This window comes from Pantoea sp. B566 (genome assembly GCF_024793925.1).
GTDB classification, from domain to species: Bacteria; Pseudomonadota; Gammaproteobacteria; order Enterobacterales; family Enterobacteriaceae; genus Pantoea; species Pantoea ananatis.
On the sequence record NZ_JANUQL010000003.1, the window covers coordinates 1,357,752 to 1,383,110 of the forward strand.

Sequence of the window (25,359 nt, forward strand, 5' to 3'; positions counted from 1 at the left end):
AAACGCTAATAACACGTCTGAGGCGTGCTGATTTAGTGCAGCGTAATCCGCAACGCCGCGGCGGTGGCAAAAGGCGCCAGCGTTGCACTCGCGACCAGCATCGCCCCCAGCAACGCCAGATACCCGCCAATGGCGACGCCCTGTCCTGCGGCATCAATGGCCGCACTGGCAAAAATCAAGACAGGAATCGCCAACGGCAGGACCAACAGGCTGAGCAGCACGCCACCACGACGTAATCCCACAGTCAGCCCCACCCCAATTGCGCCAAGAAAACTCAGCGTCGGTGTTCCCAGCAGCAGCGTCAGTGCCACCGCTCGCCAGCTCGGGATATCCAGGGACAGCAACAGAGCCGCCAGCGGCGAAAACAGGATTAACGGCAAGCCGGTGACCAGCCAGTGGGCAATCACTTTGCCCAGCACCACGACCGGCAGCGGCGTGGAAGACAATAAAAGTTGCTCCAGCGTGCCGTCATTGAAGTCATCGCGAAACAGCCTTTCCAGCGCCAGCAGCGAGGAGAGCAACGCGGCAACCCAGACAATACCAGGCGCGATCCGGGCCAGTTGCTGAGGATCGGGACCGATACCCAACGGGAAAAGCGTAATCACGATCAGGAAAAACCACAGTGGATTAACCACCTCCGCACCGCGACGACAGGCGATGCGTAATTCACGTTGAATAAGACGACACAACATTACTGCCACTCCATGGCATGCAGGCGAACGGTTTTTATCTGGCCGTTCAGCCCCGGCAGCGCCTGATGACTCGTCACAATAACAGAACCGCCCTGTTGCGCGTGTTCCGCAAAGCGCCCCATTAAGGTCTCGACGCCGACAGGATCAAGAGCGGTTAAGGGTTCATCCAGAATCCACAGGGTTGCCTGGGTCAGCCACAGCCGGGCCAGCGCGATTCGCCGCTGTTGCCCTGCAGAGAGCTGTGCGGCTGGCACGTCTTCATAGCCCGCCAGTCCGACGCTGGCCAGTGCAGTAAAAATGTGCTCATCGCGGCAGTTCGGATGATAAAAGCGTAGATTTTCCAGCGCCGACAACGCCGAGGTGATCCCCGGCAGATGCCCAAGATAAAGCATGGCCTGATGCCAGACATCGCGTTGCTGATGAATTTGCTGCGACTGCCAACGCACCTCGCCGTGTTCAGGCGTGCTCAACCCGGCCAGAATCCGTAGCAGCGACGTTTTACCGGCCCCGTTTGGCCCTTCAATTTGTACGATATCACCTGCCGACACGCGAAACGTGAGCGCCTCAAAGAGCGCACGTTCATCACGCACACAAAGCAGATTCATGATTTCCAACATGGAGGGGTAAATCGCGCCAGCCAAATAAGGCGCAAATGATAGCACAATGTTGCAGTGTGCCGAAGACCGTGCGCGGCCCCCTTTCCCACTGAGGTTAGATATTCGTGCTTTTCACGACGTTAAGCGGACAAAAAGCGCACCACAGCAAAATGTTGTAACTTTTGTTAGCTGTTGTAGAAACAATTTCGCGAGCCAAAAAACGACTACGCTTATAACGCATTTGCACTGTTACCAGGAGAAAACATGAAGCCTTCATCAAGCACCAGTCAGGGACCTAACGGCGTAGACAGCGAAGAGAAAGAACAGGGCAAAGAGGATATTGAAGTGGATGAAGACGCCCTGCCCTCTCGCGCCGCCGCTATCCATGAGGAGATTCGTCAGGACGGGGAAAAAGAGCTGGAACGTGACGGTATGGCGCTGCTGTGGTCAGCTATTGCTGCCGGGCTGTCGATGGGCGCCTCGCTGATGGCTAAGGGCATTTTTCAGGTGCATCTGGATGGCGTGCCCGGCGCGTTTTTACTGGAAAATCTTGGCTACACCTTTGGCTTTGTGATTGTGATTATGGCACGGCAGCAACTTTTCACTGAAAACACCGTGACCGCCGTCCTGCCCTTTATGCACAAACCTACTGTGAGCAATCTTGGCTTATTGCTTCGCCTGTGGGGCATTGTGCTGCTGGGTAATCTTATCGGGACAGCGTTCGCAGCTCTGGCGTTTACTGAAATGCCGATTTTTGATGAAGCCACCCGCCAGGCCTTTACCGACATCAGCATGAAGGTAATGGAACATACGCCGGGCGAGATGTTTGCGAATGCGGTGATTTTAGGTTGGATCATTGCCACCATGGTCTGCATGTTCCCCTATGCCGGTGCCGCCAAGCTGTTTGTCATTGTGATGATGACCTGGCTGGTCGCGCTGGGCGATCTGGCGCATATCGTGGTGGGTTCCGTCGAAGTGCTTTACCTGGTATTCAACGGCAGCATTCCCTGGACCGAGTTTCTCTGGCCCTTTGCTATCCCGACGCTGTTGGGCAATCTGACGGGCGGTACGCTGATTTTCGCCCTGATCAGCCATGCGCAGATTCGCAATGATATGGGCGAAGTTGCCCAGGCAAAGGCGAAAGCGGAACGACGTAAAGCGGAGAAAAAACGTCAGCAGCAACAAGAAGAACGCTAAATTGCTGACAGAATGAGCAAACGCGCGGCGGTGTAGTGAATCCTGCCGCCTAACTGCGGTATACTGCGCTGGCGTCTCCTTAGTTAAATGGATATAACGAGCCCCTCCTAAGGGCTAGTTGCAGGTTCGATTCCTGCAGGGGACACCATATGTTAGCCCATCTAAGTATTTTAAAGTCTAGTCAACTCTTCAACTTCAAACACTTACCTTCCTTTTATAGCCCGTTAACGTACACCGTCATATTTCAAAATCCACTCTGTTTTGTTGGTACATATGTTGGTATTTTAAGTTCGATAATGCAGATACCATCAGAAGAGGGTTTTTAGTATGGCGCTAACTGAGTTAACAGTAAGAAATACAGAGCCTTCTGATAAACCTGTCAAATTGACAGACGGTAATGGTATGCATCTTTTGATCACCACAAGTGGTTCCAAATACTGGCGTTTCCAGTATCGCTTCGCTGGCAAACAGAAAATTCTCGCACTGGGTGTATATCCTGAGGTTTCATTGTCTGAAGCCAGACGACGAAGAGACGAAGCTCGTCAGCTTGTCGCAAACCATGTAGACCCAAGTGAGAAGCGAAAAGCGCAAAAGATTGAGAGCAAAGGCTTGCTAACATTTGAGCAAGTTGCACGACAATGGCATACCAGTAACAGAACCTGGTCAGACAGTCATAGAACAACTGTTTTGAACAGCCTTGTTTCCCATGTTTTCCCTGTCATCGGCAAACGTAATATCAGCGAGCTAAAAACTCGTGATTTATTGGTTCCTTTGAAAAAAGCAGAAGCTTCAGGACACAATGAACTGGCTTCCCGCTTACAACAGCGCATTACGGCGGTAATGAGGTATGCCGTTCACAATGCGTTGATTGAACAGAATCCTGCAAATGACCTCGCTGGTGCTGTTGTTTCCACTAAAAGTGTTCATCGCCCTGCCCTTTCTTTGGAGCGTTTGCCAGAACTGATGAATAGACTGTGACCTGCTCCCCGTTGATTAATACACCGTGATGTTAGTAATGTCTTCATAAGCCACATGAGGACATCCCCATGAAGAAGCGATTTTCCGACGAACAGATCATCAGTATTCTCCGCGAGGCAGAAGACGGGGTTTCGGCCCGGGAACTCTGTCGCAAGCATGCCATTTCAGATGCCACCTTTTACTCCTGGCGCAAGAAGTTCGGCGGCATGGAAGTTCCCGAAGTGAAGCGGCTCAAGTCGCTTGAAGAGGAGAACGCCCGCCTCAAGAAGCTCCTTGCCGAAGCCATGCTGGATAAGGAGGCACTTCAGGTGGCTCTGGGGCGAAAGTACTGACGACAGACCAGAAGCGGGAAGCCGTGGAGGTCATGTGTGAGGCAATGGGTCTGTCGCAACGCCGTGCCTGCAGTCTGGCTGGTCTGTCACTTTCAACCTGCCGTTATTCGGCCCAGCGTCCTGCTGCTGACGCGCAACTGTCTCTACGGATCACAGAGCTGGCACTTGAACGCCGGCGATTTGGTTACCGGCGGATCTGGCAGTTATTGCGCCGGGAGGGCCTTCACGTCAACCATAAGCGGGTTTACCGCATCTATCACCTTAACGGTCTGTGTGTAAAACGCAGGTGCCGCCGTAAGGGTCTGGCGACTGAACGGCTTCCGCTTCTCCGCCCGGATGCGCCGAACATGACATGGTCAATGGATTTTGTCATGGATGCACTTGCCAGCGGCCGCCGGATTAAGTGCCTGACCTGTGTGGATGATTTCACGAAAGAGTGTCTGACGATCACAGCCGCTTTCGGGATTTCAGGTGTTCAGGTCACGCGGATTCTGGACAGCATTGCGCTGTTTCGTGGATATCCTGCGACAATAAGAACCGATCATGGTCCGGAATTTACCTGCCGCGCGCTGGATCAATGGGCCTTTGAACATAGTGTTGAGCTGCGCTTAATCCAGCCAGGCAAGCCAACTCAAAACGGATTTATTGAGAGTTTTAACGGTCGCTTTCGGGATGAATGCCTGAATGAGCACTGGTTCAGCGATGTTCTTCATGCCCGGAAAATCATTAATGACTGGCGGCAGGACTATAACGAGTCCAGACCTCATTCATCGCTGAATTATCAGACGCCATCTGAATTTGCAGCAGGCTGGCGAAACGGGAAACATGAAGAAAAACCCACCGACATTACTAACTGAAGGTTGTATTAATCAACGGGGAGCAGGTCACCAGCTCGCTATCGTATGGATTTTCGCAAGCATCATGCTCTTGATGTTTGCCTACAAAAAATTTCGCATTAAGAAGTGGAATGCCAGCACCAGAGACCATTTTGGCGAGCAAGACGGGATGTGGAGTCATGAATTCGGTTCAACTTTTATGAAGCTCGACCAGCAAAGAGGACTTATCCATCTCAAGGAAGAGAACAAACAAAAGACCTATCCGTTCTCAGCAATCAAAGAGTGGCGATACAATTTGTCTACTACGAGAGAACGGGCTGGTATCAACAAAGAACTCGACCGCACTCATGATTTCAGAGAATCGGGCTTTTACATCGCAGTGGACGATGTTCAGTATCCAGAATGGAGAGTAATGTTCTTTCCCCAAAAGGGTGACTTCAACTCGCAAGAAGGCATCCGGGATACGGAACTGCAGCTTAAGAGCTGGATGCATATTTTTGACAACTTAATTAACAGATAAAATTTAAAGTGTTATTTATCATAAACTTAAAAAACCAATCATCTGATTGGTTTTTTTTTAACTCTTAACTGTAAAGATAAACTTAACCAATCCGATAAGTTCTATGTTTTCACAAAATTTCAATAGGGACTTAGAATGGCTGAAGCGTTAAACGAAGGTAAAATCATGCAGGCTCTGAACTGGGCCTACGATAAGGCTCTGGATGGAAGCATACCAGGAACAGACTCGGCCTATGAAATGGCGGAAAGCTATCTAAAAGGTGATGACACTTTAGTTGAAAAAGTAAACTCCCTCATTCGGTGGCAAAATACTAAATCAGCCACAACAGGATTTGTCTCCGGCCTTGGGGGAATCATCACCCTCCCTGTAGCAATCCCCGCAAGCATAGCTACAGTCATTTACGTTCAAATCCGCATGATCACGGCTATCGCTCTAATGGGCGGATATGATGTAAAAGATGATCGCGTAAAAACCATTGTCTATAGCTGCCTTGCAGGTAATGCCGCAAAAGATATACTCAAAAGCACGGGCATCATCATCGGTTCCAAAATGTCCACTCAGTTGATCAAAAGTATTTCAAAAGAAACCATTTTTGCCATCAATAAGCAGGTCGGTTTTAGACTGCTGACGAAGTTTGGTGAAAAAGGAGCTATAAATTTAGGCAAGATGATACCTATTGTAGGCGGGATCATAGGGGGCACTTTCGATGGTGTTTCAACCAATATCGTTGGAAATGTTGCTCGTAAAACTTTCATTGAAAATAGCGCATTACAGTCGAATTGATAATAAGAATTCTTATTAAAAGAAACTAATACTGAAAAGTTTTTAGCATTAAATATAGAATTTTGCGAGCGATTTTAATATATTTTCAAACTTGGCACTAAAATATTAATGAGTTAAGGGGTTAGCAATTATCACTCCTTAACTCACTATCTCAAGGAATTACTTATGTCTCTCCGCTTCAGAAAAACATTTACCCTCTTTCCTGGAGTCCGTCTTAACATTTCCAAAAGTGGTATTAGCGCAAGTATAGGAGTGCCTGGAGCAACGGTTAATTTCGGACAAAGAGGGGTAAAAGCAACATTTGGGTTGCCTGGTTCGGGTTTATCATATTCTACATCGACTATACCCTATGAAACCAAACCTTCAATCATTGAAGAGCCAGATATTGCATCCCAAAAGCATTTATTCAATATACCGCAATCATTTGATGACAACATTCCTTCCAATGCAAAAATATATATGCCTCAATGCGGTATGAATGAGATATCAAGTGCATCAGTTGAAGTTTTAACAAGTACCTCACTTTTACCTTTGAGAGATTTAATTGCTAAAGCACGAGAGCAAAGAGAGGAAGTAAAGTCTGATTTGAAAGAAGCTCTTGCAGAAGAATCAATGCAAAAAAAAGAATTAACACGTCGGAAATCAAGTTTTTTCCGATGGTTTTATAAGAAAAGCATTGCTGAACTTGAGATGAAGTTACCTCAAACGCAGGCCGAAATATCTCGTTTAAAGTTGTGGGAAGAAAACACCAAAATCTCTATAAACTTCGAAAACAGTGATGCTTCACAGCGAGCATATGCAGCAATGGTTCGTGCATTTGACGCTTTGAAGTCCAGTATAAAAAAATGGGATATAACCGCCGATAAGTCTACTGATCAGTTCGCGGAAAGAACTCTCGCAACGAGAACTGTAAATCGTCATCCCGTAACTTTCGGTTACAGCTCTACTGAGCTTATTCAGTTCGCAGGAAGGGCTATGCGCTTTGAAAATATCAATGGTGACGATATTTTGCTCTATCCTGGTGTTGCTGTGATCCCTCGTGTAGATGGGGCATTTGCTTTAGTAGATATAAGAGAGTTAGACATCAATTGTGAGGCTCATGGATTTCATGAGGAAGAAGATGTTCCTAAGGACACAGAAATAGCTGGCTATACTTGGGCTAAGACGAACAAGAATGGCTCTCCTGATCGTAGATTTAAAGACAATTATCAAATTCCGATTTGTATTTATGGAAATATTACATTCCGGTCTCAAAGTGGTGTAACAGAAGAATATATGGTTTCAGATGCAGATTCAGCAAGAGTATTTGCAGAAACAGTCAAAATTTATCAGATGTCACTTGCCGACTCTCAAAATTAATTATATTAAAAAAATAATATAAAAACAAGTAGCCCCATTAAAACTAAGGACAACCACTGATATAGATTTTAATTGAATAGCTAAAAATCAACTTCAACAATAATCTAATGTGAGAAAATTTGTATGGTAACTAAAGGCATGTCGATTTTAAGAAGTTCATTAGCAATAAAATTCATCAATATAATATCAGTTGCTGGATGCATTTATTTTTTAGGTGTTTCCACATTATGGATTTATCTATATAGATTAGGCAGACTTGATTTATTTAATGCTGTGGCTGAAAAAGAAAAAACACTTGACATAATAACCTTTTTTTTACTTTTTTCACTATTAATATTTGCACTTGCTTTATTTATGCCATCTATAATTTCAGTTTTATTTTTAAGCAAATCGAACCAAAAAGATAAAAAAACCCCTGACAGCTCCAGTTATTCAATAAAAGCAATCATAGTTACATCTTCACTTACAATCATATCTATGGACGTAATATCATATTTGCTACCTTCCAATATCGCTGTAACTTCAATAGTTTTAACTTTTATACTTGCAATCGTTTTAAATACTCTATTCTTTTATATATTAGAAGGTAGAAGTTATAAGAGCTTGCCATATTACGACGATAACAATACGTTTCAAAAAATTAGTTTGCATCTTTCACCTCCTTTTATGATCAGTATGATCGCAATTCTGCCATTGATTTTTTTAATAGGATTATATCCATTACTTCAAATAGATAACGAGTCTGCGCCTTTAAGTCTAATAAGTATAATATCAATGTCATTACCTGTGATAATTTTAAGCCAGATTCCAGCAGAAATATTCTTAAGGAAGAACAAAACAAACTCAGTATTTAAAAGGACTTACTATGCTATATCATCCTCTTTAGTTATTATTATCATGCTATCTTTTATAATCAAATCCATCCCTGTGATAATAATTGATGCTTCACTAAGGTTCTCAGGTGTTACGGATTTCAGAGTGCATAATTATACTATAAATGGAAAAATTTATACTGAGGAGATATTTGATTACCCCGAATGGGAAAAGAAAAGCCTAAAATCTGAAAATAAGTTCACTATAACTGGTGTAACCATTTTTTCTTATAAAGATATAAGCCTGATATGTCCAAAAAACATTATTGACATCTATAAAGAATCGCGTAAATTCTCAATGTTTAATAGTAAAATAGATGATGAAAATCTAAAAAAACTTAGAGAGAAAACACAAGAGTGTTTCATTTTCGATAAAAAGGAAATCATGCAATGGAATCCTCCTCATAAATAATTTTTTAATTTAAAACTTACTGCCTGTTGGTATTTATTTAATTATATACAACTGATATTACTTATTTAAAAATATACTGGGCAGTATGATAATTGTTATAAATTGTAAATCACATAAAAATACAACTTAAAATCTATTAAAGCATGGGGTGAAAAAATGATCCAGCAGAATTTAGAAGAACGTTTTGGATTACTTGAAAAAGAACTCGCAGATGTTTTATCCACAAAACATCTACAATATAATGCATTAATGAACACAACTGAAGAATATGTTGACCACATAAAATATACAACATGGATATCTAAGGCTAAAAAGCTTTTAGAAGACAGTTTTGGAAAGGATTCAGATTATTACAATGATTTTAAAAAAGCTCAAAAGGGTTTCTATTCAACAAGCTACCTCATACTAAGCAAACAGTTAAAACCTGTATTCGATGCTGCTCAGCAGGACTTGAAGTATACAAAATCAGTCTCAACAAAAAATACAATCGCTCCGAAGGATAATTTAGACATAATTATCAACTTACTTAATAGATTCCCTGCTTTTTGCCGCCAGCTAAGTAAGAGGTATAACAATAGAGAAACACTAGAAATAAAAGATGAGTATGATGTTCAAGATTTAATTCATGCTTTATTGAAGTTACATTTCGATGATATAAGACCTGAAGAATATACGCCAAGTTTTGCTGGCGCAGCTTCACGACAGGACTTTCTGCTAAAAGATGAAAAAATAGTAATTGAGGTAAAAAAAACAAGAAAATCATTAGGTGCCAGCAAGATTGGTGAGGAACTTGTTGTTGACATAGCTCGCTATAGTGTGCATCAAGATTGTGAGACTTTAATCTGTTTTGTATATGACCCAGAATACTGGATAAATAATCCAAAAGGAGTGGTGGCTGATCTTGAGTCACTTGATACGAAGGGAAAAGTAAAAGTCATTATCACCCAACTTTGATAATCTTAATTCAAGGCATTTATTACCGGCTTCATGTATTGATAGATATTTGTTTTCTTGCTCGACTCAAGTTACTTTAAAATCTGATAATCATTGTTAAAGAAAGGTGCCGTTATGGATAACTACTGGGACAGGAACAAACAATCAAACTACTTTCTAAGTATGGCAAGTCTTGAGGCTAATCACTTAGTCAATGTTGCCACATCCCTCTCACAGTTCCATCTCAAGGATGCGCTAGTCCGTGTAAGGTTTCAGGATGAAATAAGGGAGTTCACCCGCTTGCAGATCCAGACAATCCGCAATTCTACCTCAGATGATAAGTGTCAGTGTAAGCACACCCGTTTTAGTTCCACGCACTTTTAGAGATCTTCCGACATACTGATTATGTCCTGTGAGGAGATCACCATGCGTAAAGCCCGATGCACCGAACACCAGATCATTGCCGTTCTGAAGTCCGTCGAAGCCGGACGTACCGTTAAGGATGTCTGCCGTGAAGCCGGTATCTCTGAAGCCAGCTATTACAACTGGAAAGCGAAGTTTGGCGGTATGGAAGCCTCTGATATAAAAAAGATGAAAGACCTGGAGGATGAAAACCGTCGCCTCAAACAGATGTTTGCTGATCTCAGCCTTGAATGCCGGGCACTTAAAGAAGTCATCGAAAAAAAGCTTTAAAACCAGCGATAAAGCGTGAGCTCGTCGGTTACCTGACTGCGCAATTTACCATGAGCATTCGCCAGGCCTGCAGGACGTTATCGCTGAGCAGGACGGTCTGTTTTTACCAGCCCGATACCCGGCGTGATGAACCGGTGATCCAGGTGCTGACTGAGCTGGCAGAGCGCTACCCGCGATACGGCTTCAAAAAGCTGTTCCAGCTGCTGCGCAGGCAGGGTAACACCTGGAACCATAAACGCGTTCACCGGATTTACTGCCTGCTGAAACTGAATTTTCGTCGCAAGGGAAAACAGCGTTTACCCGCACGTAACCCGGCGCGACTGGCTACGCCGGAAGCGCTTAACCAGAGCTGGTCCATCGATTTTATGCATGATGCGCTGGTCTGCGGCAGACGCTTCCGGACCTTTAATGTGGTTGATGACTTTAACCGCGAGGCCCTCGCCATAGAAATCGATCTGAATATCCCGGCACAGCGGGTGGTCAGGGTGCTGGACAGAATCGTGGCAAACCGGGGTTATCCACTGAAACTGCGGATGGACAACGGACCAGAACTGGTCTCACTGACGCTGGCACAGTGGGCTGAAGAGCATAGAGTGATGCTGGAATTTATCAAGCCGGGAAAACCAACGCAGAACGCCTTTATCGAACGGTTTAACCGGACGTACCGAACAGAAATCCTGGATTTTTACCTGTTCAGAACGCTGAATGAAGCTCGGGAAATCACAAGTCGCTGGCTGATGGAATACAACAGCGAGCGGCCTCATGAATCCCTGAATAACCTGACGCCGGAGGAGTACCGGCTGATGGCCGAAAAACCGGAAACCTCAAAAAGTGCGTGGAACTAAAACGGGTGTGCTTACACCCCCTCTTCTTCAAACCTTGCTTTGGATGTATTTGTTTTGTTTCTTAACCCACGCTACTTTAATATTCGATAAATCCTGCTAAACAAAGGTATCGTTATGGACAACTACTGGGACAGAAACAGGCAATCAAGCTACTTTCTGACTATGGCAAGCCTGGAGGCCAACCACTTAGTCAATGTGGCAACATCCCTCTCACAGTTCCATCTCAAGGATGCCCTTGTTCGCCTGAAGTTTCAGGATGAAGTGCGAGAGTTTAGCCGCTCGCAGCTTCAAACCATCCGCACTGCTACCTCGGATGACAAATGTCAGGAGTGCATCCAAAATCTCAAGCAGGAAACCCAAAACTTGAAGATTCAAGACAGGATGCTCAGAACAGGAGAAGCTGTCGTATCGTCTTCTGTGCAGTTTTACCATGACCATGAAAAAGTCATTGGGTATGTCATTGACGGTATCGGCGTCGTGCTGAGTGGCATGCAAATTGTTGCAGGGGTTGGTCTAATCGTAGGCTCTGTAACAACAGGCAATGTTATCGGAGTAGTGGCAGGCTCAGCCCTGGTGATGAATGGTGTGGGTTCTGGGATTGAGAGTATAGGTAAGCTAAGTGGTGTGCCTCACCCATCTAACCCAGTAAGAGATAAATATGAAGACGCAGCCGATTTTCTCGGTTTTGATAAGCGCTTAGGATTGTTAACCTACCAGGTCGTGGACCTGACAACATCATACTATGGCCTTTTCAAGCTTACCCTAAAACCTGAAGCATGGAGGTTATACAAATATCTACCAACCGATCACTATCGCAAAGTCCAGCTTCTGAGTAAACCAGCACTCGCTCTCAAAGGTTTGGGTGCTATACACAAGGGAACTGGAATAGGTATGAACCTTTACCAAATGAAAAACAATCCTGCACAGAACTAATGTTTATTCTTCCTGATAAATTTGTATGATTTCCAGGCTAAGTTAAGAGGCGTGACGAAATACACCACGAAGAAAGCGAAAGTCAGGACGATGATGTATGGGATGGCATTTGAAGAGTCTGCATTAAAAATGCCGTTCAATCCAATTAGAGCCAAAATAACCAGAGCAATGACCCCTCCCCAAAAGCGTTTGCTAAGATCAATCACGAGACTCTGAAGTGTGTCTTTTTTAGATTCATCTTTGTTAATGATGCTTTTGAGTTTACCGATATTCTTGGCAGAAAAACCGTTATCGAGAAGTTTTTGCTCAAAATCGTTCATTCAGTGCGCCCTGAGTCGATATAGTATTAAATTTATCATATCATAGCTTAAAGTTAAGATGCCACATGTTCTGTTGACGGAGAATTATCATCGAATTCTTTTACAGGAGTAATCCAGCACAGCAATCATATATCAATGCATTTAAAGAAACATATCACTTCCAAGCTCTTTTCTTTACGTCAAACCATTGCTTTTAATAAAGATTGAGAATTAAAAAATAGATATAATCTGGCTGCTTTATAAAAATTCAGCACATCAAGGGCAACTTTCAGATCGTTTCAGACAGAATGAAAACCTTGCCTGAACAAAAAAAAGCCATGACACTCATCACACAATTAAAATATAGCCACCAAGCTAAAACCTTCTCAAAAATATCTAAAGTTAGAGAATGTCAGAATATTTTCGCTTTTCCTTTTCCTTTTCCTTTTCCTTTTCCTTTTCCAACCTTAATGAGTTTCACTTTGAAATTAACATATAAAAAAGAAAATATTTTTCGGCATGCATCTATAAGACTTAAATGTAATAATAAAATATAGCACCATTTAAAAAATCATTTACGTTAAACACCTTTTCGCTTATGAGTACAAATTACATCCTTTGGAAATACACTTTTATCAAATCAGAATTCACTATCCAAATATTCTCTTCATTGTAAAAACCTTGCACTACCTTCATCCAATTCAAACATCGAGATTATTTTGATTTCAAAGCAGTATTTTGCTTCGACGTTCTAAAGGTGCTTCCCAATGAAAAACACCTTCAGGTGCGCTATTCGATCATATTACATGGCTGTTTGATTACGTATTGTACTAAAAATATCCGGCCGATTAAGGTTAATATAATCGACGCCCGCCGCCGCGATTTCCTGATGAATTGCTATGTCGTCACCACCGTAATAAACCATGATTTCAAGCTCGGCCTGACGGCTCGCTTCAAGGATGGCTCGATTACGCATCTGTTCTACGCTCAACTCAATGAGCGATGCATGATGGACGGTTCTCACAAGAGAGGGCGACATCGCGATATCAAGGGTGATCATTTTACGAAAGTCCGGCGCGGCGGCCTGAAGACCGCGGCGCATTTCCTCGGAAAACGAAAAGAAGAATGTGTCACGGACCATACCGAGATCCCGTACCAATGCAGCTACTTTAGCCGGATCGCAGTATTTCAGCTCGATATAAACGCCCGCACGACCGCGCAAATGCTCAAGATAAGCATCAAGCCGCGGCACCATGGCACCTTTAAAGCGCTCGTCGAATCCGCTTCCCGCATCCAGCGCATCGATATCGCGCGATAAGGCATGACCCACAGGGCCGGTGCCGTTAGTGGTTCGATCCAGCGTTTCATCATGGATGACATAGAGCACGCCATCGGCACTTTCTCGCACATCCAGCTCAATGTAATCAGCCCCCTGTTCCAGCGCCAGGTCTGCGGAAAAGAAGGTGTTCTCTGGCGCAAAATGGTTGGCGCCACGATGTGAGACGATTCGGGTCATTAGGGTAATTTCCTGTTAGCTGGCAGCATGGACATGTTTGCCGGTATGGCAGAATACGGAGAGGTTGGCATGAAGATCGACGATGCGTTTACCGGACGAATTAAAAATCAGGGTCAGCGCGGATTGGCATGCGATACCGATTCGGGAACCGGGCGCATGACGCACTGCTTCACCGTATTCCAGTGCATGGAGCCTGCCGGCTGGCGTGTCTATCGTGTAAAACACTTCGCGTCCCATCGGCTCAACGGTCATCACCTCTCCACATAGCGGCGCATCATCAGGGGCAACCAGGCTGATATCCTCTGGACGCAGACCAAAACAGACGGGGCCATCGTATCCGTGATTCAGTTCGAGTGACATTTGTCCCAGTTGCAGGAAGCGCCCCAGGGCTTGCCCCTTCACCAGATTCATGGGCGGCGAGCCGATAAATCCTGCCACAAAGAGATCGTCAGGACGTCGGTAAAGATCCTCTGGCGTACCGATCTGGACGATTTCGCCCTGATTCATACAGATAATCCGATCGGCCATGGTGATGGCTTCCATCTGGTCATGAGTGACGATCAAGGTGGTGAAACCAAGACGCTTCTGAAGATTCTTAAGCTCTGTCCGCATGGTGATACGGAGTGTTGCATCAAGGTTAGAAAGGGGTTCGTCAAGTAACAGGATATTCGGTTCCTTGACCAGGGCGCGAGCCAGCGCCACGCGCTGCTGCTGCCCACCTGAAAGCTGCGACGGACGTCGATCGAGTAGTGCGCTGATTTGTACAAGACTGGCCGCTTCTTCCACGCGCCTGGCGATTTGATCTCTATCTAATTTCTTAAAGCGCAACGGAAACGCGATGTTCTCACGCACCGTCAAATTCGGGTAAAGCGCATAAGACTGGAAGACGATACCGACATTACGATCGCGGGCATCAATGCGATTGACATTGTGCCCGTCAAACGCGATCTCACCACTGCTTGGCGCATAAAGCCCCGCCAGCAGAAACAGCGTCGTTGATTTACCACATCCAGATGGCCCGAGGATAGCGACGAATTCGCCGTTCTCAATGGTAAGATTGATCGGTTTCAGGACCTGGGTCTCGCCCCAGTTTTTGGTGACATTGTTGAGAGTGATCGAGGCCATGACAATTATCCCTTAATACCGCCAAAACTCATTTGGGTGATGTATTTCTGCGTGAAGGTGTAGAGAACGAGCACGGGGAGCAGGTAAATAATGCCGACGGCGGCGATCATGCCGTAATCCGCGCCGGTATTGTCCTGTGCAACAAAGAAGAGGTAGAGGCTCATCGTCATCTGGCTTTTGTCGATGAGTAACGTCTGAACAAAGACGTACTCCTCCCAACCGCGCAGAAAGGTAAAGGTGGCGATCGCAATCAGTCCGCTACGCACCTGGGGCAACACCACCATGCGTAAGGCCTGAAAACGGGTGGCACCATCAGTCACCGCACTCATCTCAATATCCCAGGGCACGCCGTCAAAAAAGCCTTTAAGAACAAAGATCGCATAGGGCAGTTCCAGCGCACTCATGACCATCACCACGCCGGAGAGATGGTTGAGCAGGCCCATATAATGGAGCTGGATAAAGATGGCGATGGTGAGTGCCAGCGCGGGGAAAGCATGTAACAGCAGCAAACCGCGAAGAAAATTTTCCCGGCCGGCAAAGGCAAAGCGGGATAGCGCGTAGGCTGCTGGCGTGGCGACGATCGTCACAATCAGCGTCTGAGAGACGGCAAAGATCAGGGAGCTGCCCAGTGCCGTCCAGACCGATGGCATCAGATCCACACGCGTTGTGCCGGTATTCGCGATATCCCGCAGCCAGAGAAACCGGTAGTTGTGCAACGTCAGATAGGGCATCAGAAAGATCATCACGAGGAGCAGCACGATGATGCCGAGCGCACTCCAGGACAATACCGGCCTGCGCAAGCGCTCTGCCATAAAAGCAAGCACGATCGCGCCGAGATAAGCCACGCCCGCAATGGCGCTGGTGCGCCAAAGAACAAGCCGACTGATAGATGCATCAGAGGTGGTCAGGGATTTCGCAAGAAGCCAGAGGTAAGGCAGCAGGATCGGAACCGAAATCAGCGTCAGGAAGAGAATGACCACAGAAAGGAAGCCGACACGATTGACGGTACCTCTGCGTTCAAGACGGGCCCATTTCGATGTGGCAACCGATGTGGTTTGGACGCGTGACATCATAATACCTCGATTTTCGGCGCGGCGAATGTCGCGCGCATATTGCTGACACGCCACTGTATTAAGGTCGCGGCGACGCCGATCACCATCAAACCCAGCGCCAGGGCCGCACCATAGGCATAAGCACCATTTTCAAAGGCACGACGGTAGATATAGAGCGCATAAGGTGTGGAGTCGTAAACGGGACCGCCCCCGGTGATGAGCAGAATGTATTCGTAGGTCGTCATCAGGGAGAGCCCCTGATAGATCGTAATAAATCGAATGGGCTGAGACAGCGCGGGGGCCACAACATAACGCAGCACGCCCCACTCGCTCGCCCCATCTATCCGTGCCGCATTGGCAAGATGTGAAGGGATGGAACGAATCGCTGACGTCAGAATGACCATGGCAAAGGATGCGCCGACCAGGCCATTGGCCACCACGATCAGAAACAAGGGGAAATCATTGCGCAGATTCATCGGCTGCAACCCGAAGGAACCCGTTATCTGATTAAGCAAACCGGACGGCGTGGGATCGACCACCCATATCCACAGAATGCTGTAGAGCACGGCCGGTGACATGCGCGGCAAAAGCCAGAGACCGCGAAACAGATTCCCGAGTCGGTCAGGGATTGCCGTTGATGTGATAGCCAGCAGCGCACCCAGACCGACATTGAAAAGAAACAGCGTCGCCGTTACGTAAATCAGCGTTGTTAGTAGCACGCCCGGAATACGCGCATCACGCGACACAATCCGCTCAAAGTTATGCAGTGTCAATTGACCGACCCGAAGATCCGCACCCATATCGGTAAAGGCGATAACGGTATTGACGATGATGGGCGCCAGGAAAAAGACGACCAACAGCGCGATAGCGGGCGCGAGATAGAAGACGGGCCGGGCGGGCCGGTGCGCCCGAGGCTGGAACTGCGACATCATCTCACCTCCCTCAATATTAACGATCGCATTAGGCGGGCTAAACCCTATTTGTTGGCAACGGACGAACGGATTTCTATATCGTCGCCGAACTGCAGTTCTAACTCTTCAGCGATAAAATCAACGGCCTGTTTTGCGGTCATTTTCCCTGTTTCCACGGCCTGTAGGCCGCTGAACAGCACCTTGTTGTAGCTGCCAAACTGCGTCTGATTGGGCACGAACTTCGCATGCGCCATCATGGGCGAGGCAGCAGACAACACCCAGTTATCCCGGTATTTCGGCATCGCCGTTTGCGCGTTGCTGATGGCGGTGTGATAGGAGGTTACGGCATGTTCGTTGTTAAAATAGGGCAGCGTTGCTAATGCCACGAGTTCGGCAGCGATGTCGGCATTTTTACTTTTGGCATTCACCGTATAGAGAAGCGGATGCGACAGGTTTGAGGGCTGGCCGCCCTTTTTGGCCGCGGGAGCAGGAATCCAGCCTATCTTATGAAAATAACCGTCTTTGTCCGACGGCCAGACAGCCCCATTTTTGTCACCCAGTTGCCAGGCCACTGCCCAAACACCCTGGTGGAAAATAAACGCCTTCTCCTGCTTGAACGCGCCCTGAATGGCATCCCAGCTCATCGCCGTATTATCGACTGGCGTGACGCCCTGCTTAGCATTACGCGCATACCAGCCAAGGGCGTCTGCCATTTCCGCTTTGGGGAAGATGAGTTTGCCGGTCTTCTCATCCATAAATTTCACGCCGTATGACTGAAAAACCATAAGATAATCAATACCCACGTTCGGGCGGTGCAGCATGCCATACTGGGCCGCTTTACCGTCCACGACCTCTTTGGCCAGCGCAGTCAGATCGTCAAGGGTGAAGTCACCGGATTCCACCCTGGCAGGGATAGCGTTAATAAAAGCTTCATCCTTGCCGATTTTTCTCAACATATCTTTGTTGTAGAAAAACATGCGTATTTCGGCATCCTGCGGTATGCCATAAATCTTGCCATCGTTTGCTTTTGCTGAATCCCACAGCACAGGCAGGATATCGCTGTAGACCCACGGCGCAGCAGCGATCTTATCGTTCATTTGCAAGGCATAACCGTCCTTAGCAAACTGGCCAATCCACTCATGAGGCAGCACATAGATATCCGGCCCCTGCCCGACGGACATCGCCTTCAGCATGTCCATCGCGAAGTCGTCCCAGCCTTTGACCGCACTGCTGTTGGCCTGAATCACGATATGTTTATCGACACCCGCAGCCTTGAATTGCTTGTTCATGATGTCGGCGGCATCTTCAATATTGGTGATGCGGTTGGGTGCGCTGCGCTCAGCAAGCGTGGAGAGTTTGATGGTGATCTCTTCGGCATGGGCAATGCCGACACAGAGCGCGGAAATCATTACGCTTGCCAGGAGAGTGCGTTTTTTCGACATGGTTTTTATTCCCGTTGTACCTATTATTTAAGTAAGTTAATTTATTTAAATGACAGGTTCATGACCACGCGACAACGACAGGGAGAAGCGGCATTGACTTCATCGAAGTATTGGGAAGGAATCGGTACAACGCAGTCTGCGGTGCTGCGTTATCTGCGTCGCAACCACGCCGCATCGCGTGCCGAGCTCGCCGAGGGCTGTGGCGTAACAGCGGCTGCCGTCAGCATGATGACCCGCGATCTCATCAGGCGAGGGATCATCGTCGAAGGGGCGCGTCGCCCGTCTGGCCGGGGCGCTCCGCACATTGATCTCACGCTGAATTCCGCCATTGGTTATGCCGTTGGAGTTCATGCCAGCCGCTTCTCCATTACGCTGATGCTGCTTGATTTCACAGGGAAGCGGGTTGACGAAATTGAGCTGCGCGGCCTTTACGATAACTTCGCCACGGCCCGGTCAGCGATTCAGAAGGGGCACAGAGCCCTGCTTGAGAGAAACCACATTCCGGATACTTTAGTGATTGGTGCAGGCATTGCCATGCCCACGCGATTCCAGCGAGGCGTTGCTCCCCTTCATCTGGCTCCCGAGGTGCTTTCCTGGGATGAACCCGGACTGTTCGAGTCCATTCAGCAGGCGCTGGGCTGTCCGGTGTTAATTGAGAATGATGCCAATGCTGCAGCGATGGGTGAAATGGCACTGGGTAATGCGGCTAATCATGAAGACTTTCTCTATCTCTATCTGTCAGAAGGCGTCGGCAGCGGCATTATTCTGGGTAGACAGCGTTATCGCGGTCATCTTGGCAACGCGGGCGAAATTGGTCTGTTACTGCCACTCGACAGGCCCCGCCCCTCCTTTACTGACCTTGCGGCATGGTGTCAGCATCGCCTCGGCCAGATACCGGATGGGCGCTCACAAGACATCTGGCAGCGATTCCTTACTGAAAACGTCAGCGTTCTCGACGAATGGATCGAACGAACAGGCCCGGAAATCGCCCGTCTGGGCTTTATGCTGAACGCTGTTCTTGCCCCTGCGGCGATCTATGTGGGGGGAACACTGCCTCAAAACGTTCGTGAACGGCTCGCGGTCTGGCTCGACTTCTCCAGGCTGGATAGCTTAAAGGGCAGCCGTGTCGTGCAACCCGAGATCTGCCTGCCGGATATCTCCGCCACGGATACCGTCGCATTTGGGGCCGCCGCCATGGTTCTGCATAACGTTGCCCAGCAGGATGGCGGGGATCGCCAGGGATTTAGCTGACATCTCAGCCTCATTGAGTGGTTAAAATGCAGCGCCCATGAGTGGGCGCATTCAGCGTGAAAACAGTTGCTCCCTGTTACCCTGACTCACAGGGCGATGATTAACAGGCCTGGCTTCCCACAGGCTTTTAGATCCGACCAGAATGGCCCGTGCAACATTGTGCCCTGTCAGGCCCGGTAAATATCAATCCTGCCAGCACGATTACGGGTAGGAAATAAACAGTATTGCTGTACTGTTAAAAGCCCCTGCCACAGGTTGCCCCTTCAATTCCGCTTGCAGCTTATAAGTCGTTGAGCCTTGCTCCGTTGAAACCAGCCTTTGGGATTGTATCAACTGCCCATCGATAGTTAATTCGGCTTTCATGCCGTTACTTAAAGGGACAGAGGAATCTTCACTTGTCAGATCGATAATATAGTTGGCCGGTCCCGAGCAATACACGCTGATATCCTTTTCCCGCGTCTGTCCTTCAGCCTCTCCCACATGGACTATGCCAAAATCGATATCCACATTAGGAGTTTCCATCGCGCACCAGGTTTGGGTCGGCGGCGATAACTTGCAAGAGTTATAACTGGAGGTAAACGTTGTGCCGAGCACCGAATTAACATCATTGAGATAGCGTAAACAAACCCGGCCGCGCGTCAGCCGCGAATCTGACCCCACATTGTCAGGGACGGTCGCCATATATTGCCCGCCTGGATCTATTTTCTCATGCAGACAATCGATAAATTGATGTATGTCATCGGTGGGGCAGCCTTCCCCGCGAGCAATGATATTTTCGGGTGGCACACTGGTATTCCCGGGGCCTGCACAACTGCCACCACTTTGTGTGCACCAGTAAAAATAAATCGCAATCCCTGAGTTTGCCGTAACGTAGTGAGGTTGATGGGGATCGATGTAACTCGTGGCGCGTCCGACATGAAATTCGACCTGTGTGCCGGGCACTTTTTGCGTGTTACCCACAAAAATCGGGAAAGGTGCATTCTCATGCAATAAGGCTTTCACCGGGCATGACGAAAACAGCAGAAAAAACACGCTGGTTAGGAAATAAAAAAAACGCATGAGGTTTCCTCACAGACTATTCATTACAAAAGGCTTTAAGCTCCGCCTTTCGCCACAGGATTCGCGACAGAGAGGCGCCTTGAGTGAAAACCGCGCCGTGTGGGCGTCACCTTTCAAGTTAAGGCACCCGCCGTTTTCACTGAAACTCAGCGCGTAACGTTACCCTGGCCGTGAAATCGCCTTCATCCAGCTCCGCACCTTCACGCTGAACCAGCACGGCTTCTATCTTCGGTAGCGTCTGGCCATTCACCTTGTACGCTTTGTTGAGTTCAAACGCCGCATCGTCGATATACAGTTTCACGCCCAGATCCGCCTGCTCTGCGGTCACGACCGTTGCGCTCTCGTTATCAAATCCTGCCGCTGTACCGGCGACGGTTAACACCAGGTTCCATGCCAGATTACTGCTATCGCACTCCAGCCCCGGGTTAACGGCCTGGCGATACAGACCATCGGGAACGCTTTTAATTCTGATGCTTTCCCCAAAGCTGATTTCCAGCGTGCTGTCTCCGTTAAGGATGCAGGACGGCGGGGTGATAAGCGTTCCTTTGAGCGCAAGATTGTTCGCGTAGACATCGGGTGCAATCAGGGCTAATCCCCCCAACAGCAGACTGCCCACCCGTATTCCGGGCCACCGATGTCGACCTTTCGCATATCCTTCATAACCAGGCATCCTGACTCCTTGATTTGTCATGATGTTCCATGTTTACAGGTAATTCGCTATCAAAGACGCGACGACGCTGAACTCTCCGCCGTTGAGCGTTACGCCCTCCTGCCTGACGGGCCGAACGGTAAAGGTGAGATCGGGCATGCCCTGCGCGCTGACGTTCGTTTGGATCCAGTCGTTGAGCGGCATCGTTCTGTCACCATAGATCAGGCGAAAACCGAATCCCGCCTGATGACCGGCAAGCAGTTCAGGGTTGAACGCCGAGGTGATGCCATCAATGCGCAACCGCACATCGCGTGAGCTGCAGTCCAGCGGAACCACAACCTCCCGGCTGTAAACATTGCTGTTGTCATCGTCCAGCCGGGTTGTCATCACATCATCACCAAAATTCACCGTGATGGTGTCACCGTTATTAACGGTGCAGGGAATACGTTCGATTAGCGTGCCGCGAAACGTCACATCCGCCTTCGGGTTCTCACTGGCTGCGTTAACCGGCAAGCAGAATACGGCGCTAAACACGAGCGGAATATAAACAGGGTGCATGCTGGCTCCTTACTGATACTCAAACACCATCGTTCCATTACCTGTAAAGGTACCGGCCGTGGGCAGAGCGTTGTTCTGTACTGCCAGCACGGCCCATAATTCGGGCAACGCGCCGTCGTTATAATTGAATGCAACGCTGCTGCCCGGCGACAGCGCGGCATTCTCATGCATTAACTGAATACCCAGTGCCGATTTGCTGGTTGCAAGCAGCGAAGTATTAAACGCAGCCGGTTCGCCGATAATCGTGACTTTTAGCCCCTGTTTAGCCAGGGATGTACACAGCAGGCTGTACATGATTCGTGTCTTTTTATAATCAACGCCGTTTATTCGGCTAATCACCACATCCTCACCAAAGTCCACCTCGATGGGTTCCTGGTTGTTGACCACGCATTCCGGCGTCTCCACCAGAATGCCGCGGATGGTCAGCGTGGTCATATCCCCATTGTTAACCTCTGCCTGTACGCTGCTCGCCATGAATGCAGTCAGCAGCAGAAGGCTGCACAGCCTGAATTTAGCTTTCATTGCGCTCCGCCTGCTGTTGCCTAAAGGAAATCTCATCCGGTATGCGCGATTTCTCTGCCTGGCAGGTGTTGCCGTTGCAAATAAACGGCAACAACCGTTGGCTGCCGTAATCGCTGACGAACATCAGAACCGGCGTGCTGCCTAACTCACTGACGGTCGGACTGAGCAGTTGGCGGCTTTTCGGTGCCACCATGACGGGTTCAAAACGTGCCAGTCCGCTTCCGGTCAGGCTTCGTCTGACTTCGACGAAGGAAAAATGGTAGGGCGTTGGGTTGTGCACTTCATACTGGTTTCCCTGCTTAATCAGCGTCAGGGTTTCCGTGCCGGGAACCGTATCTGACATCGGATCCACGTTCAGTCCTTTAGGGCGATAGAAGACTTTGAGCCGGATCTGCATCGCCAGCGTCAGAACGTTGGCTTTAGCCGATTTTGGCGGTATTTCCCGCAGATTAAGGTAGAAAACGCTTTCCCTGTCTGTCGGCAGCGACGAGATGGCCGGGAGAACCTGAATACGCACCAGCGTCTTGCCGCCCGCTTCAACACGCTGCACCGGCGGCAATACCATCAGCGGACCGCTGATTTTTTTTCCGTCTACATCTTCCATCCAGCCCTGCGCCAGGTAGGGATCTTTTTCATTGCGGTTGGTTACGTTCAGGCTGATCGACTTTTCCCCCTGATTAAGGATCAGGCGCGATCGATCAACCGTCAGCGCGCCATGGGCATTCACACTGCCTGCCAGCGCCAGAATGGCCCAGAGCTTTATCAATATCGCTTTTGTCCACATAGCAAAATGTCCTGTTGTGTTTCCGGCTGCCCGAGGCAACGCCTGTCTCTTTGCGCAGTCGGCGTGATGTTCTGCGGGATGCCGCCGCGCTGTTCCACCGCCTGCCCGTGCGCTAACCGGGCAGGTTTCAGCAGGTAATCGCTTTTAAGGCCGCGCAACAGGCGAAAACGAATCAGCAGAGAAACCGGCCCTGTTGCCCCAATTTTCTTCATCACAGCAAGTCGAATACCGCTGTCACGTTTACTGTGTGACTGGTGTGGTTTGCCCTGTATAAAGGCGCGCATATAGATCACTTCACGCCGGGTCAGGTAAATGGCCTCTTTTTTTACCGGCACCTTCAGGTGCGCGCATCGCGCCTTGATGTAAAGTTTCTCCATCAGTGCCTGCCGGGATTCGCCCGCGTCTGACAGCAGGATGCGCTTCGGATCCACCAGGCCGCTTAACACCGACAGCACCGGGTTACTGCCGGCAATCACAATCATGCATCCCTTTGCGAGCCGTGGATTCATGCTCCAGGCGAGCAGCGCTTGCATCGTCGGAAAGTAGAATCCCTGAAGGCGAATCTGCTTGCCCAAATGGTCTGACAGCGCCTGCTGTATCGCCTCAAGCCCAAGCTGGAAGAAGGCGTTTGAACACACACTTGTGCCAGTCATCAACGACCCGCCCAGCGCCGGGCCGCCCCCCGCCAGGGCTTTTCACGCGGCAGCGCCTTGACCCGCCCTTCTTTCTCAAGATCCAGCAACAGCAATCGGGTTTTGTACACGCTAATATCCAGCGCATCAGCGATGTCTCGGGTGGACAGTCCTTTGTCCACGTCCCTGGCGGTGCCCAGCACGGCAAGGCACTGTTGTTTCAGGCGTTCGTTACGCATATCACCTCCCTGATCAGTACCCGGCCGCGCACGCTGGCCGGATGAGTTTGAGTACCGGCTTGATGGCCTTGATCTAACAAGCTGAAGATATTCAACGGCTGTACCTCCTGATGCTGTGCGCTTTGCGGCCTTGACTACAAGGCGGCAGTAACGGTGCTGTTTTATTCGTATTGCAACTGAAAGGTGATCATTGCACTGTATTCCCCTAACGTGACCTCGCCATTTGCGGCCGTACGCTGCAATCGGGCCAGCCACTCCAGCCGATTTTCCGTGTCGGTGAGTTCAACAGGCGGCTGAAGCACACCGGGAAGTACCGCGTTACCCTGAGCATCGTTGACCGCCAGCCCCAACCCTTCCACCGTGCCATTCAGCGCAAAAAGTGCAGGATTTACGGCGTTTTTATCGCCAAAAAACGTGACGCTTACCTGCGAGCCGACAGACAGGTCACACTCTTTTAGCGCAATGGAAAAGTCGACCGGATAGGACTGATGATTGGTGGTAAAGTGCCGGGCGACGATGGGCGAGAAGGCTACCGTCTGATCCACCGAATCCATGTCGACCAGACAGGGCACGGCAAGCAGCGTTCCGCGGAACACAACGTCCGTTGATCCCGCATCCGCTTTCGCCCTGACCAGCAGCAGCGCGGTGAACATCGTGAGGCCAATCGCTATCAGCAAACCACCGCCCGCGCGACGAAAACGGATTAGGTTCTCCATCACTCGTACTCCATGCCAATGTTGATAACGGCCTGCCACTCGCCCGCTTCCAGCGGATCGCGGTTACGCCAGAGCTGTGCTTTGAGTACCAGGTCATTGCGCCCCTCGGCAAGCGGAACGGGTTGGCTTAACAGGCCGGGAATCAGGAGGTTACCCAAAGGATCCTCCATGCGCAGAGAAAGACCGGATGCGCCTTTTATGCTGAAAAATCGCGCATCATCATTGGCCCTGTCGCCGAGGAGACGCAGTCTGACCGAGCGCTGATCGGCGAGCCATAACCTGTGGCGCAGGTCCTGTGGGGTGCCAGAATGCCGGGCGCCGCTGGGACAGTGATCCAGTACGAGATGAATATCCACGGGCACAGTGACATCGCCTGTCTTGTTTAACGCCGCCAACGCAACAGGGCTGAGCGTAATATGCTGAACCTGAGATTCCGGCATTAATACACAGGGCGAGGTGATCAATGAGCCTGAGGCCTGCAACATTCCTCTTAGCGTATTTTCCCACCGGGCTTCCCGTCCGTGAGCTCGCGGGAACGTGGATATCAGCGGCACTGCGATCAGGGTTATTGCCATCATGTGTTTCCATCCGACATAGAGTTCAGACGCTCGCACTATCACTAT

Annotated in this window: 27 protein-coding genes, 1 tRNA gene and 1 pseudogene; 12 read left to right on the top strand and 17 right to left on the bottom strand. The window is 48.9% G+C overall.

The genetic code is table 11. The features are described from left to right. Positions 1-32 precede the first annotated feature (32 nt). Positions 33-692 carry a heme exporter protein CcmB gene (gene ccmB / locus NYE92_RS07890; protein WP_259018839.1) on the bottom strand — a complete coding sequence of 220 codons (660 nt, stop codon included), beginning with the start codon at positions 690-692 and terminating at the stop codon, positions 33-35. Then, the gene (ccmA, locus tag NYE92_RS07895) at positions 692-1,309 is read right to left on the bottom strand and encodes a cytochrome c biogenesis heme-transporting ATPase CcmA (RefSeq protein WP_259018840.1); all 618 of its coding nucleotides are present in this window, start codon (positions 1,307-1,309) and stop codon (positions 692-694) included. Before ccmA ends, ccmB begins: the two co-directional genes overlap by 1 nt. A 243-nt stretch (positions 1,310-1,552) precedes the next feature. On the opposite strand from ccmA, the gene NYE92_RS07900 reads away from it, so the two are divergent. The 11 genes and pseudogenes from NYE92_RS07900 (at position 1,553) to NYE92_RS07950 (ending at position 11,981) form a co-directional block, all read left to right on the top strand. Beyond that, positions 1,553-2,485, top strand: a complete 933-nt coding sequence (locus NYE92_RS07900) for a formate/nitrite transporter family protein (RefSeq protein WP_259018841.1) — start codon at positions 1,553-1,555, stop codon at positions 2,483-2,485. A gap of 73 nt (positions 2,486-2,558) precedes the next feature. Next, positions 2,559-2,633 (top strand) — tRNA-Arg (locus tag NYE92_RS07905). Positions 2,634-2,812: 179 nt separating this feature from the next. Beyond that, a pseudogene (locus NYE92_RS07910) lies at positions 2,813-3,460 on the top strand (tyrosine-type recombinase/integrase); the annotation flags it as partial. Positions 3,461-3,531: 71 nt separating this feature from the next. Continuing rightward, a protein-coding gene (locus NYE92_RS07915) for an IS3 family transposase (protein ID WP_085980269.1) occupies positions 3,532-4,652 on the top strand; the annotation gives its coding sequence in 2 pieces (ribosomal slippage) (positions 3,532-3,790 and positions 3,790-4,652; 1,122 coding nt in all). Further along, complete coding sequence (locus NYE92_RS07920) at positions 4,621-5,151, top strand: DUF4755 domain-containing protein (protein WP_259018842.1); 531 nt, start codon at positions 4,621-4,623, stop codon at positions 5,149-5,151. Before NYE92_RS07915 ends, NYE92_RS07920 begins: the two co-directional genes overlap by 32 nt. 135 nt (positions 5,152-5,286) lie before the next feature. Next, on the top strand, positions 5,287-5,934 hold the full coding sequence (locus NYE92_RS07925) for an EcsC family protein (RefSeq protein ID WP_058707759.1): 648 nt from the start codon (positions 5,287-5,289) through the stop codon (positions 5,932-5,934). Between the two features lie 165 nt (positions 5,935-6,099). After that, a complete protein-coding gene (locus NYE92_RS07930) occupies positions 6,100-7,293 on the top strand; it encodes a DUF4236 domain-containing protein (RefSeq protein WP_210523906.1) in 1,194 nt (397 codons plus the stop codon). 123 nt (positions 7,294-7,416) lie between these two features. After that, positions 7,417-8,577, top strand: coding sequence for a hypothetical protein (locus NYE92_RS07935; RefSeq protein ID WP_238493646.1), 1,161 nt, complete (start codon positions 7,417-7,419; stop codon positions 8,575-8,577). Between the two features lie 156 nt (positions 8,578-8,733). Beyond that, positions 8,734-9,531: a malate dehydrogenase gene (locus NYE92_RS07940; RefSeq protein WP_210523909.1), complete on the top strand. Its 798-nt coding sequence runs from the start codon at positions 8,734-8,736 to the stop codon at positions 9,529-9,531. A gap of 405 nt (positions 9,532-9,936) precedes the next feature. Next, positions 9,937-11,048 (top strand): IS3 family transposase gene (locus NYE92_RS07945; RefSeq protein WP_409035018.1). Its coding sequence is split into 2 segments (ribosomal slippage): positions 9,937-10,198 and positions 10,198-11,048, totalling 1,113 coding nucleotides; the frame shifts between segments, so codons are not numbered across the junction. A gap of 114 nt (positions 11,049-11,162) precedes the next feature. Further along, positions 11,163-11,981, top strand: a complete 819-nt coding sequence (locus NYE92_RS07950) for a DUF4225 domain-containing protein (RefSeq protein WP_013026585.1) — start codon at positions 11,163-11,165, stop codon at positions 11,979-11,981. On the opposite strand, the gene NYE92_RS07955 is transcribed toward NYE92_RS07950, so the two are convergent. The 6 genes from NYE92_RS07955 to NYE92_RS07980 all read right to left on the bottom strand — a co-directional run bounded on the left by NYE92_RS07955 (position 11,978) and on the right by NYE92_RS07980 (position 18,326). Continuing rightward, on the bottom strand, positions 11,978-12,301 hold the full coding sequence (locus NYE92_RS07955) for a hypothetical protein (protein ID WP_013026586.1): 324 nt from the start codon (positions 12,299-12,301) through the stop codon (positions 11,978-11,980). The genes NYE92_RS07950 and NYE92_RS07955 overlap by 4 nt on opposite strands. A 781-nt stretch (positions 12,302-13,082) precedes the next feature. Continuing rightward, positions 13,083-13,796: a glycerophosphodiester phosphodiesterase family protein gene (locus NYE92_RS07960; protein ID WP_014594217.1), complete on the bottom strand. Its 714-nt coding sequence runs from the start codon at positions 13,794-13,796 to the stop codon at positions 13,083-13,085. A gap of 15 nt (positions 13,797-13,811) precedes the next feature. After that, positions 13,812-14,921: an ABC transporter ATP-binding protein gene (locus NYE92_RS07965; protein WP_158150816.1), complete on the bottom strand. Its 1,110-nt coding sequence runs from the start codon at positions 14,919-14,921 to the stop codon at positions 13,812-13,814. 5 nt (positions 14,922-14,926) lie between these two features. Further along, positions 14,927-15,991, bottom strand: a complete 1,065-nt coding sequence (locus NYE92_RS07970) for a carbohydrate ABC transporter permease (RefSeq protein WP_158150814.1) — start codon at positions 15,989-15,991, stop codon at positions 14,927-14,929. Then, the gene (locus NYE92_RS07975; protein ID WP_217697374.1) at positions 15,991-16,905 is read right to left on the bottom strand and encodes a carbohydrate ABC transporter permease; all 915 of its coding nucleotides are present in this window, start codon (positions 16,903-16,905) and stop codon (positions 15,991-15,993) included. The genes NYE92_RS07970 and NYE92_RS07975 overlap by 1 nt, the downstream gene beginning before the upstream one ends. Before the next feature lie 44 nt (positions 16,906-16,949). Then, positions 16,950-18,326, bottom strand: coding sequence for an ABC transporter substrate-binding protein (locus NYE92_RS07980; RefSeq protein ID WP_013026591.1), 1,377 nt, complete (start codon positions 18,324-18,326; stop codon positions 16,950-16,952). A gap of 60 nt (positions 18,327-18,386) precedes the next feature. On the opposite strand from NYE92_RS07980, the gene NYE92_RS07985 reads away from it, so the two are divergent. After that, on the top strand, positions 18,387-19,577 hold the full coding sequence (locus NYE92_RS07985) for an ROK family transcriptional regulator (RefSeq protein ID WP_259018844.1): 1,191 nt from the start codon (positions 18,387-18,389) through the stop codon (positions 19,575-19,577). A gap of 201 nt (positions 19,578-19,778) precedes the next feature. On the opposite strand, the gene NYE92_RS07990 is transcribed toward NYE92_RS07985, so the two are convergent. The 9 genes from NYE92_RS07990 to NYE92_RS08030 form a co-directional block, all read right to left on the bottom strand. Then, a complete protein-coding gene (locus NYE92_RS07990; protein ID WP_013026593.1) occupies positions 19,779-20,636 on the bottom strand; it encodes a hypothetical protein in 858 nt (285 codons plus the stop codon). A 136-nt stretch (positions 20,637-20,772) separates the two neighbouring features. Next, the gene (locus NYE92_RS07995; protein WP_015699804.1) at positions 20,773-21,306 is read right to left on the bottom strand and encodes a fimbrial protein; all 534 of its coding nucleotides are present in this window, start codon (positions 21,304-21,306) and stop codon (positions 20,773-20,775) included. Positions 21,307-21,339: 33 nt separating this feature from the next. After that, positions 21,340-21,843: a fimbrial protein gene (locus tag NYE92_RS08000; protein WP_014594224.1), complete on the bottom strand. Its 504-nt coding sequence runs from the start codon at positions 21,841-21,843 to the stop codon at positions 21,340-21,342. A 9-nt stretch (positions 21,844-21,852) separates the two neighbouring features. Continuing rightward, on the bottom strand, positions 21,853-22,365 hold the full coding sequence (locus NYE92_RS08005) for a fimbrial protein (RefSeq protein ID WP_019106036.1): 513 nt from the start codon (positions 22,363-22,365) through the stop codon (positions 21,853-21,855). Continuing rightward, on the bottom strand, positions 22,355-23,149 hold the full coding sequence (locus tag NYE92_RS08010) for a fimbria/pilus periplasmic chaperone (protein ID WP_015699801.1): 795 nt from the start codon (positions 23,147-23,149) through the stop codon (positions 22,355-22,357). The genes NYE92_RS08005 and NYE92_RS08010 overlap by 11 nt, the downstream gene beginning before the upstream one ends. Beyond that, positions 23,128-23,802: a hypothetical protein gene (locus NYE92_RS08015; protein WP_014605331.1), complete on the bottom strand. Its 675-nt coding sequence runs from the start codon at positions 23,800-23,802 to the stop codon at positions 23,128-23,130. The genes NYE92_RS08010 and NYE92_RS08015 overlap by 22 nt, the downstream gene beginning before the upstream one ends. Further along, the gene (locus tag NYE92_RS08020; protein ID WP_014605330.1) at positions 23,802-24,020 is read right to left on the bottom strand and encodes a FaeA/PapI family transcriptional regulator; all 219 of its coding nucleotides are present in this window, start codon (positions 24,018-24,020) and stop codon (positions 23,802-23,804) included. Before NYE92_RS08020 ends, NYE92_RS08015 begins: the two co-directional genes overlap by 1 nt. A 161-nt stretch (positions 24,021-24,181) precedes the next feature. Further along, positions 24,182-24,736: a fimbrial protein gene (locus NYE92_RS08025; RefSeq protein WP_019106037.1), complete on the bottom strand. Its 555-nt coding sequence runs from the start codon at positions 24,734-24,736 to the stop codon at positions 24,182-24,184. Continuing rightward, complete coding sequence (locus tag NYE92_RS08030) at positions 24,736-25,314, bottom strand: fimbrial protein (protein WP_217268014.1); 579 nt, start codon at positions 25,312-25,314, stop codon at positions 24,736-24,738. The genes NYE92_RS08025 and NYE92_RS08030 overlap by 1 nt, the downstream gene beginning before the upstream one ends. Positions 25,315-25,359 lie beyond the last annotated feature (45 nt).

Coding starts and splice junctions, on each gene's coding strand:
- ccmB (WP_259018839.1), bottom strand. CDS start 692: ATGTTGTGTCGTCTTATTCAACGTGAATTACGCATCGCCTGTCGTCGC.
- ccmA (WP_259018840.1), bottom strand. CDS start 1,309: ATGTTGGAAATCATGAATCTGCTTTGTGTGCGTGATGAACGTGCGCTC.
- NYE92_RS07900 (WP_259018841.1), top strand. CDS start 1,553: ATGAAGCCTTCATCAAGCACCAGTCAGGGACCTAACGGCGTAGACAGC.
- NYE92_RS07920 (WP_259018842.1), top strand. CDS start 4,621: ATGAAGAAAAACCCACCGACATTACTAACTGAAGGTTGTATTAATCAA.
- NYE92_RS07925 (WP_058707759.1), top strand. CDS start 5,287: ATGGCTGAAGCGTTAAACGAAGGTAAAATCATGCAGGCTCTGAACTGG.
- NYE92_RS07930 (WP_210523906.1), top strand. CDS start 6,100: ATGTCTCTCCGCTTCAGAAAAACATTTACCCTCTTTCCTGGAGTCCGT.
- NYE92_RS07935 (WP_238493646.1), top strand. CDS start 7,417: ATGGTAACTAAAGGCATGTCGATTTTAAGAAGTTCATTAGCAATAAAA.
- NYE92_RS07940 (WP_210523909.1), top strand. CDS start 8,734: ATGATCCAGCAGAATTTAGAAGAACGTTTTGGATTACTTGAAAAAGAA.
- NYE92_RS07950 (WP_013026585.1), top strand. CDS start 11,163: ATGGACAACTACTGGGACAGAAACAGGCAATCAAGCTACTTTCTGACT.
- NYE92_RS07955 (WP_013026586.1), bottom strand. CDS start 12,301: ATGAACGATTTTGAGCAAAAACTTCTCGATAACGGTTTTTCTGCCAAG.
- NYE92_RS07960 (WP_014594217.1), bottom strand. CDS start 13,796: ATGACCCGAATCGTCTCACATCGTGGCGCCAACCATTTTGCGCCAGAG.
- NYE92_RS07965 (WP_158150816.1), bottom strand. CDS start 14,921: ATGGCCTCGATCACTCTCAACAATGTCACCAAAAACTGGGGCGAGACC.
- NYE92_RS07970 (WP_158150814.1), bottom strand. CDS start 15,991: ATGTCACGCGTCCAAACCACATCGGTTGCCACATCGAAATGGGCCCGT.
- NYE92_RS07975 (WP_217697374.1), bottom strand. CDS start 16,905: ATGATGTCGCAGTTCCAGCCTCGGGCGCACCGGCCCGCCCGGCCCGTC.
- NYE92_RS07980 (WP_013026591.1), bottom strand. CDS start 18,326: ATGTCGAAAAAACGCACTCTCCTGGCAAGCGTAATGATTTCCGCGCTC.
- NYE92_RS07985 (WP_259018844.1), top strand. CDS start 18,387: ATGACCACGCGACAACGACAGGGAGAAGCGGCATTGACTTCATCGAAG.
- NYE92_RS07990 (WP_013026593.1), bottom strand. CDS start 20,636: ATGCGTTTTTTTTATTTCCTAACCAGCGTGTTTTTTCTGCTGTTTTCG.
- NYE92_RS07995 (WP_015699804.1), bottom strand. CDS start 21,306: ATGCCTGGTTATGAAGGATATGCGAAAGGTCGACATCGGTGGCCCGGA.
- NYE92_RS08000 (WP_014594224.1), bottom strand. CDS start 21,843: ATGCACCCTGTTTATATTCCGCTCGTGTTTAGCGCCGTATTCTGCTTG.
- NYE92_RS08005 (WP_019106036.1), bottom strand. CDS start 22,365: ATGAAAGCTAAATTCAGGCTGTGCAGCCTTCTGCTGCTGACTGCATTC.
- NYE92_RS08010 (WP_015699801.1), bottom strand. CDS start 23,149: ATGTGGACAAAAGCGATATTGATAAAGCTCTGGGCCATTCTGGCGCTG.
- NYE92_RS08015 (WP_014605331.1), bottom strand. CDS start 23,802: ATGACTGGCACAAGTGTGTGTTCAAACGCCTTCTTCCAGCTTGGGCTT.
- NYE92_RS08020 (WP_014605330.1), bottom strand. CDS start 24,020: ATGCGTAACGAACGCCTGAAACAACAGTGCCTTGCCGTGCTGGGCACC.
- NYE92_RS08025 (WP_019106037.1), bottom strand. CDS start 24,736: ATGGAGAACCTAATCCGTTTTCGTCGCGCGGGCGGTGGTTTGCTGATA.
- NYE92_RS08030 (WP_217268014.1), bottom strand. CDS start 25,314: ATGATGGCAATAACCCTGATCGCAGTGCCGCTGATATCCACGTTCCCG.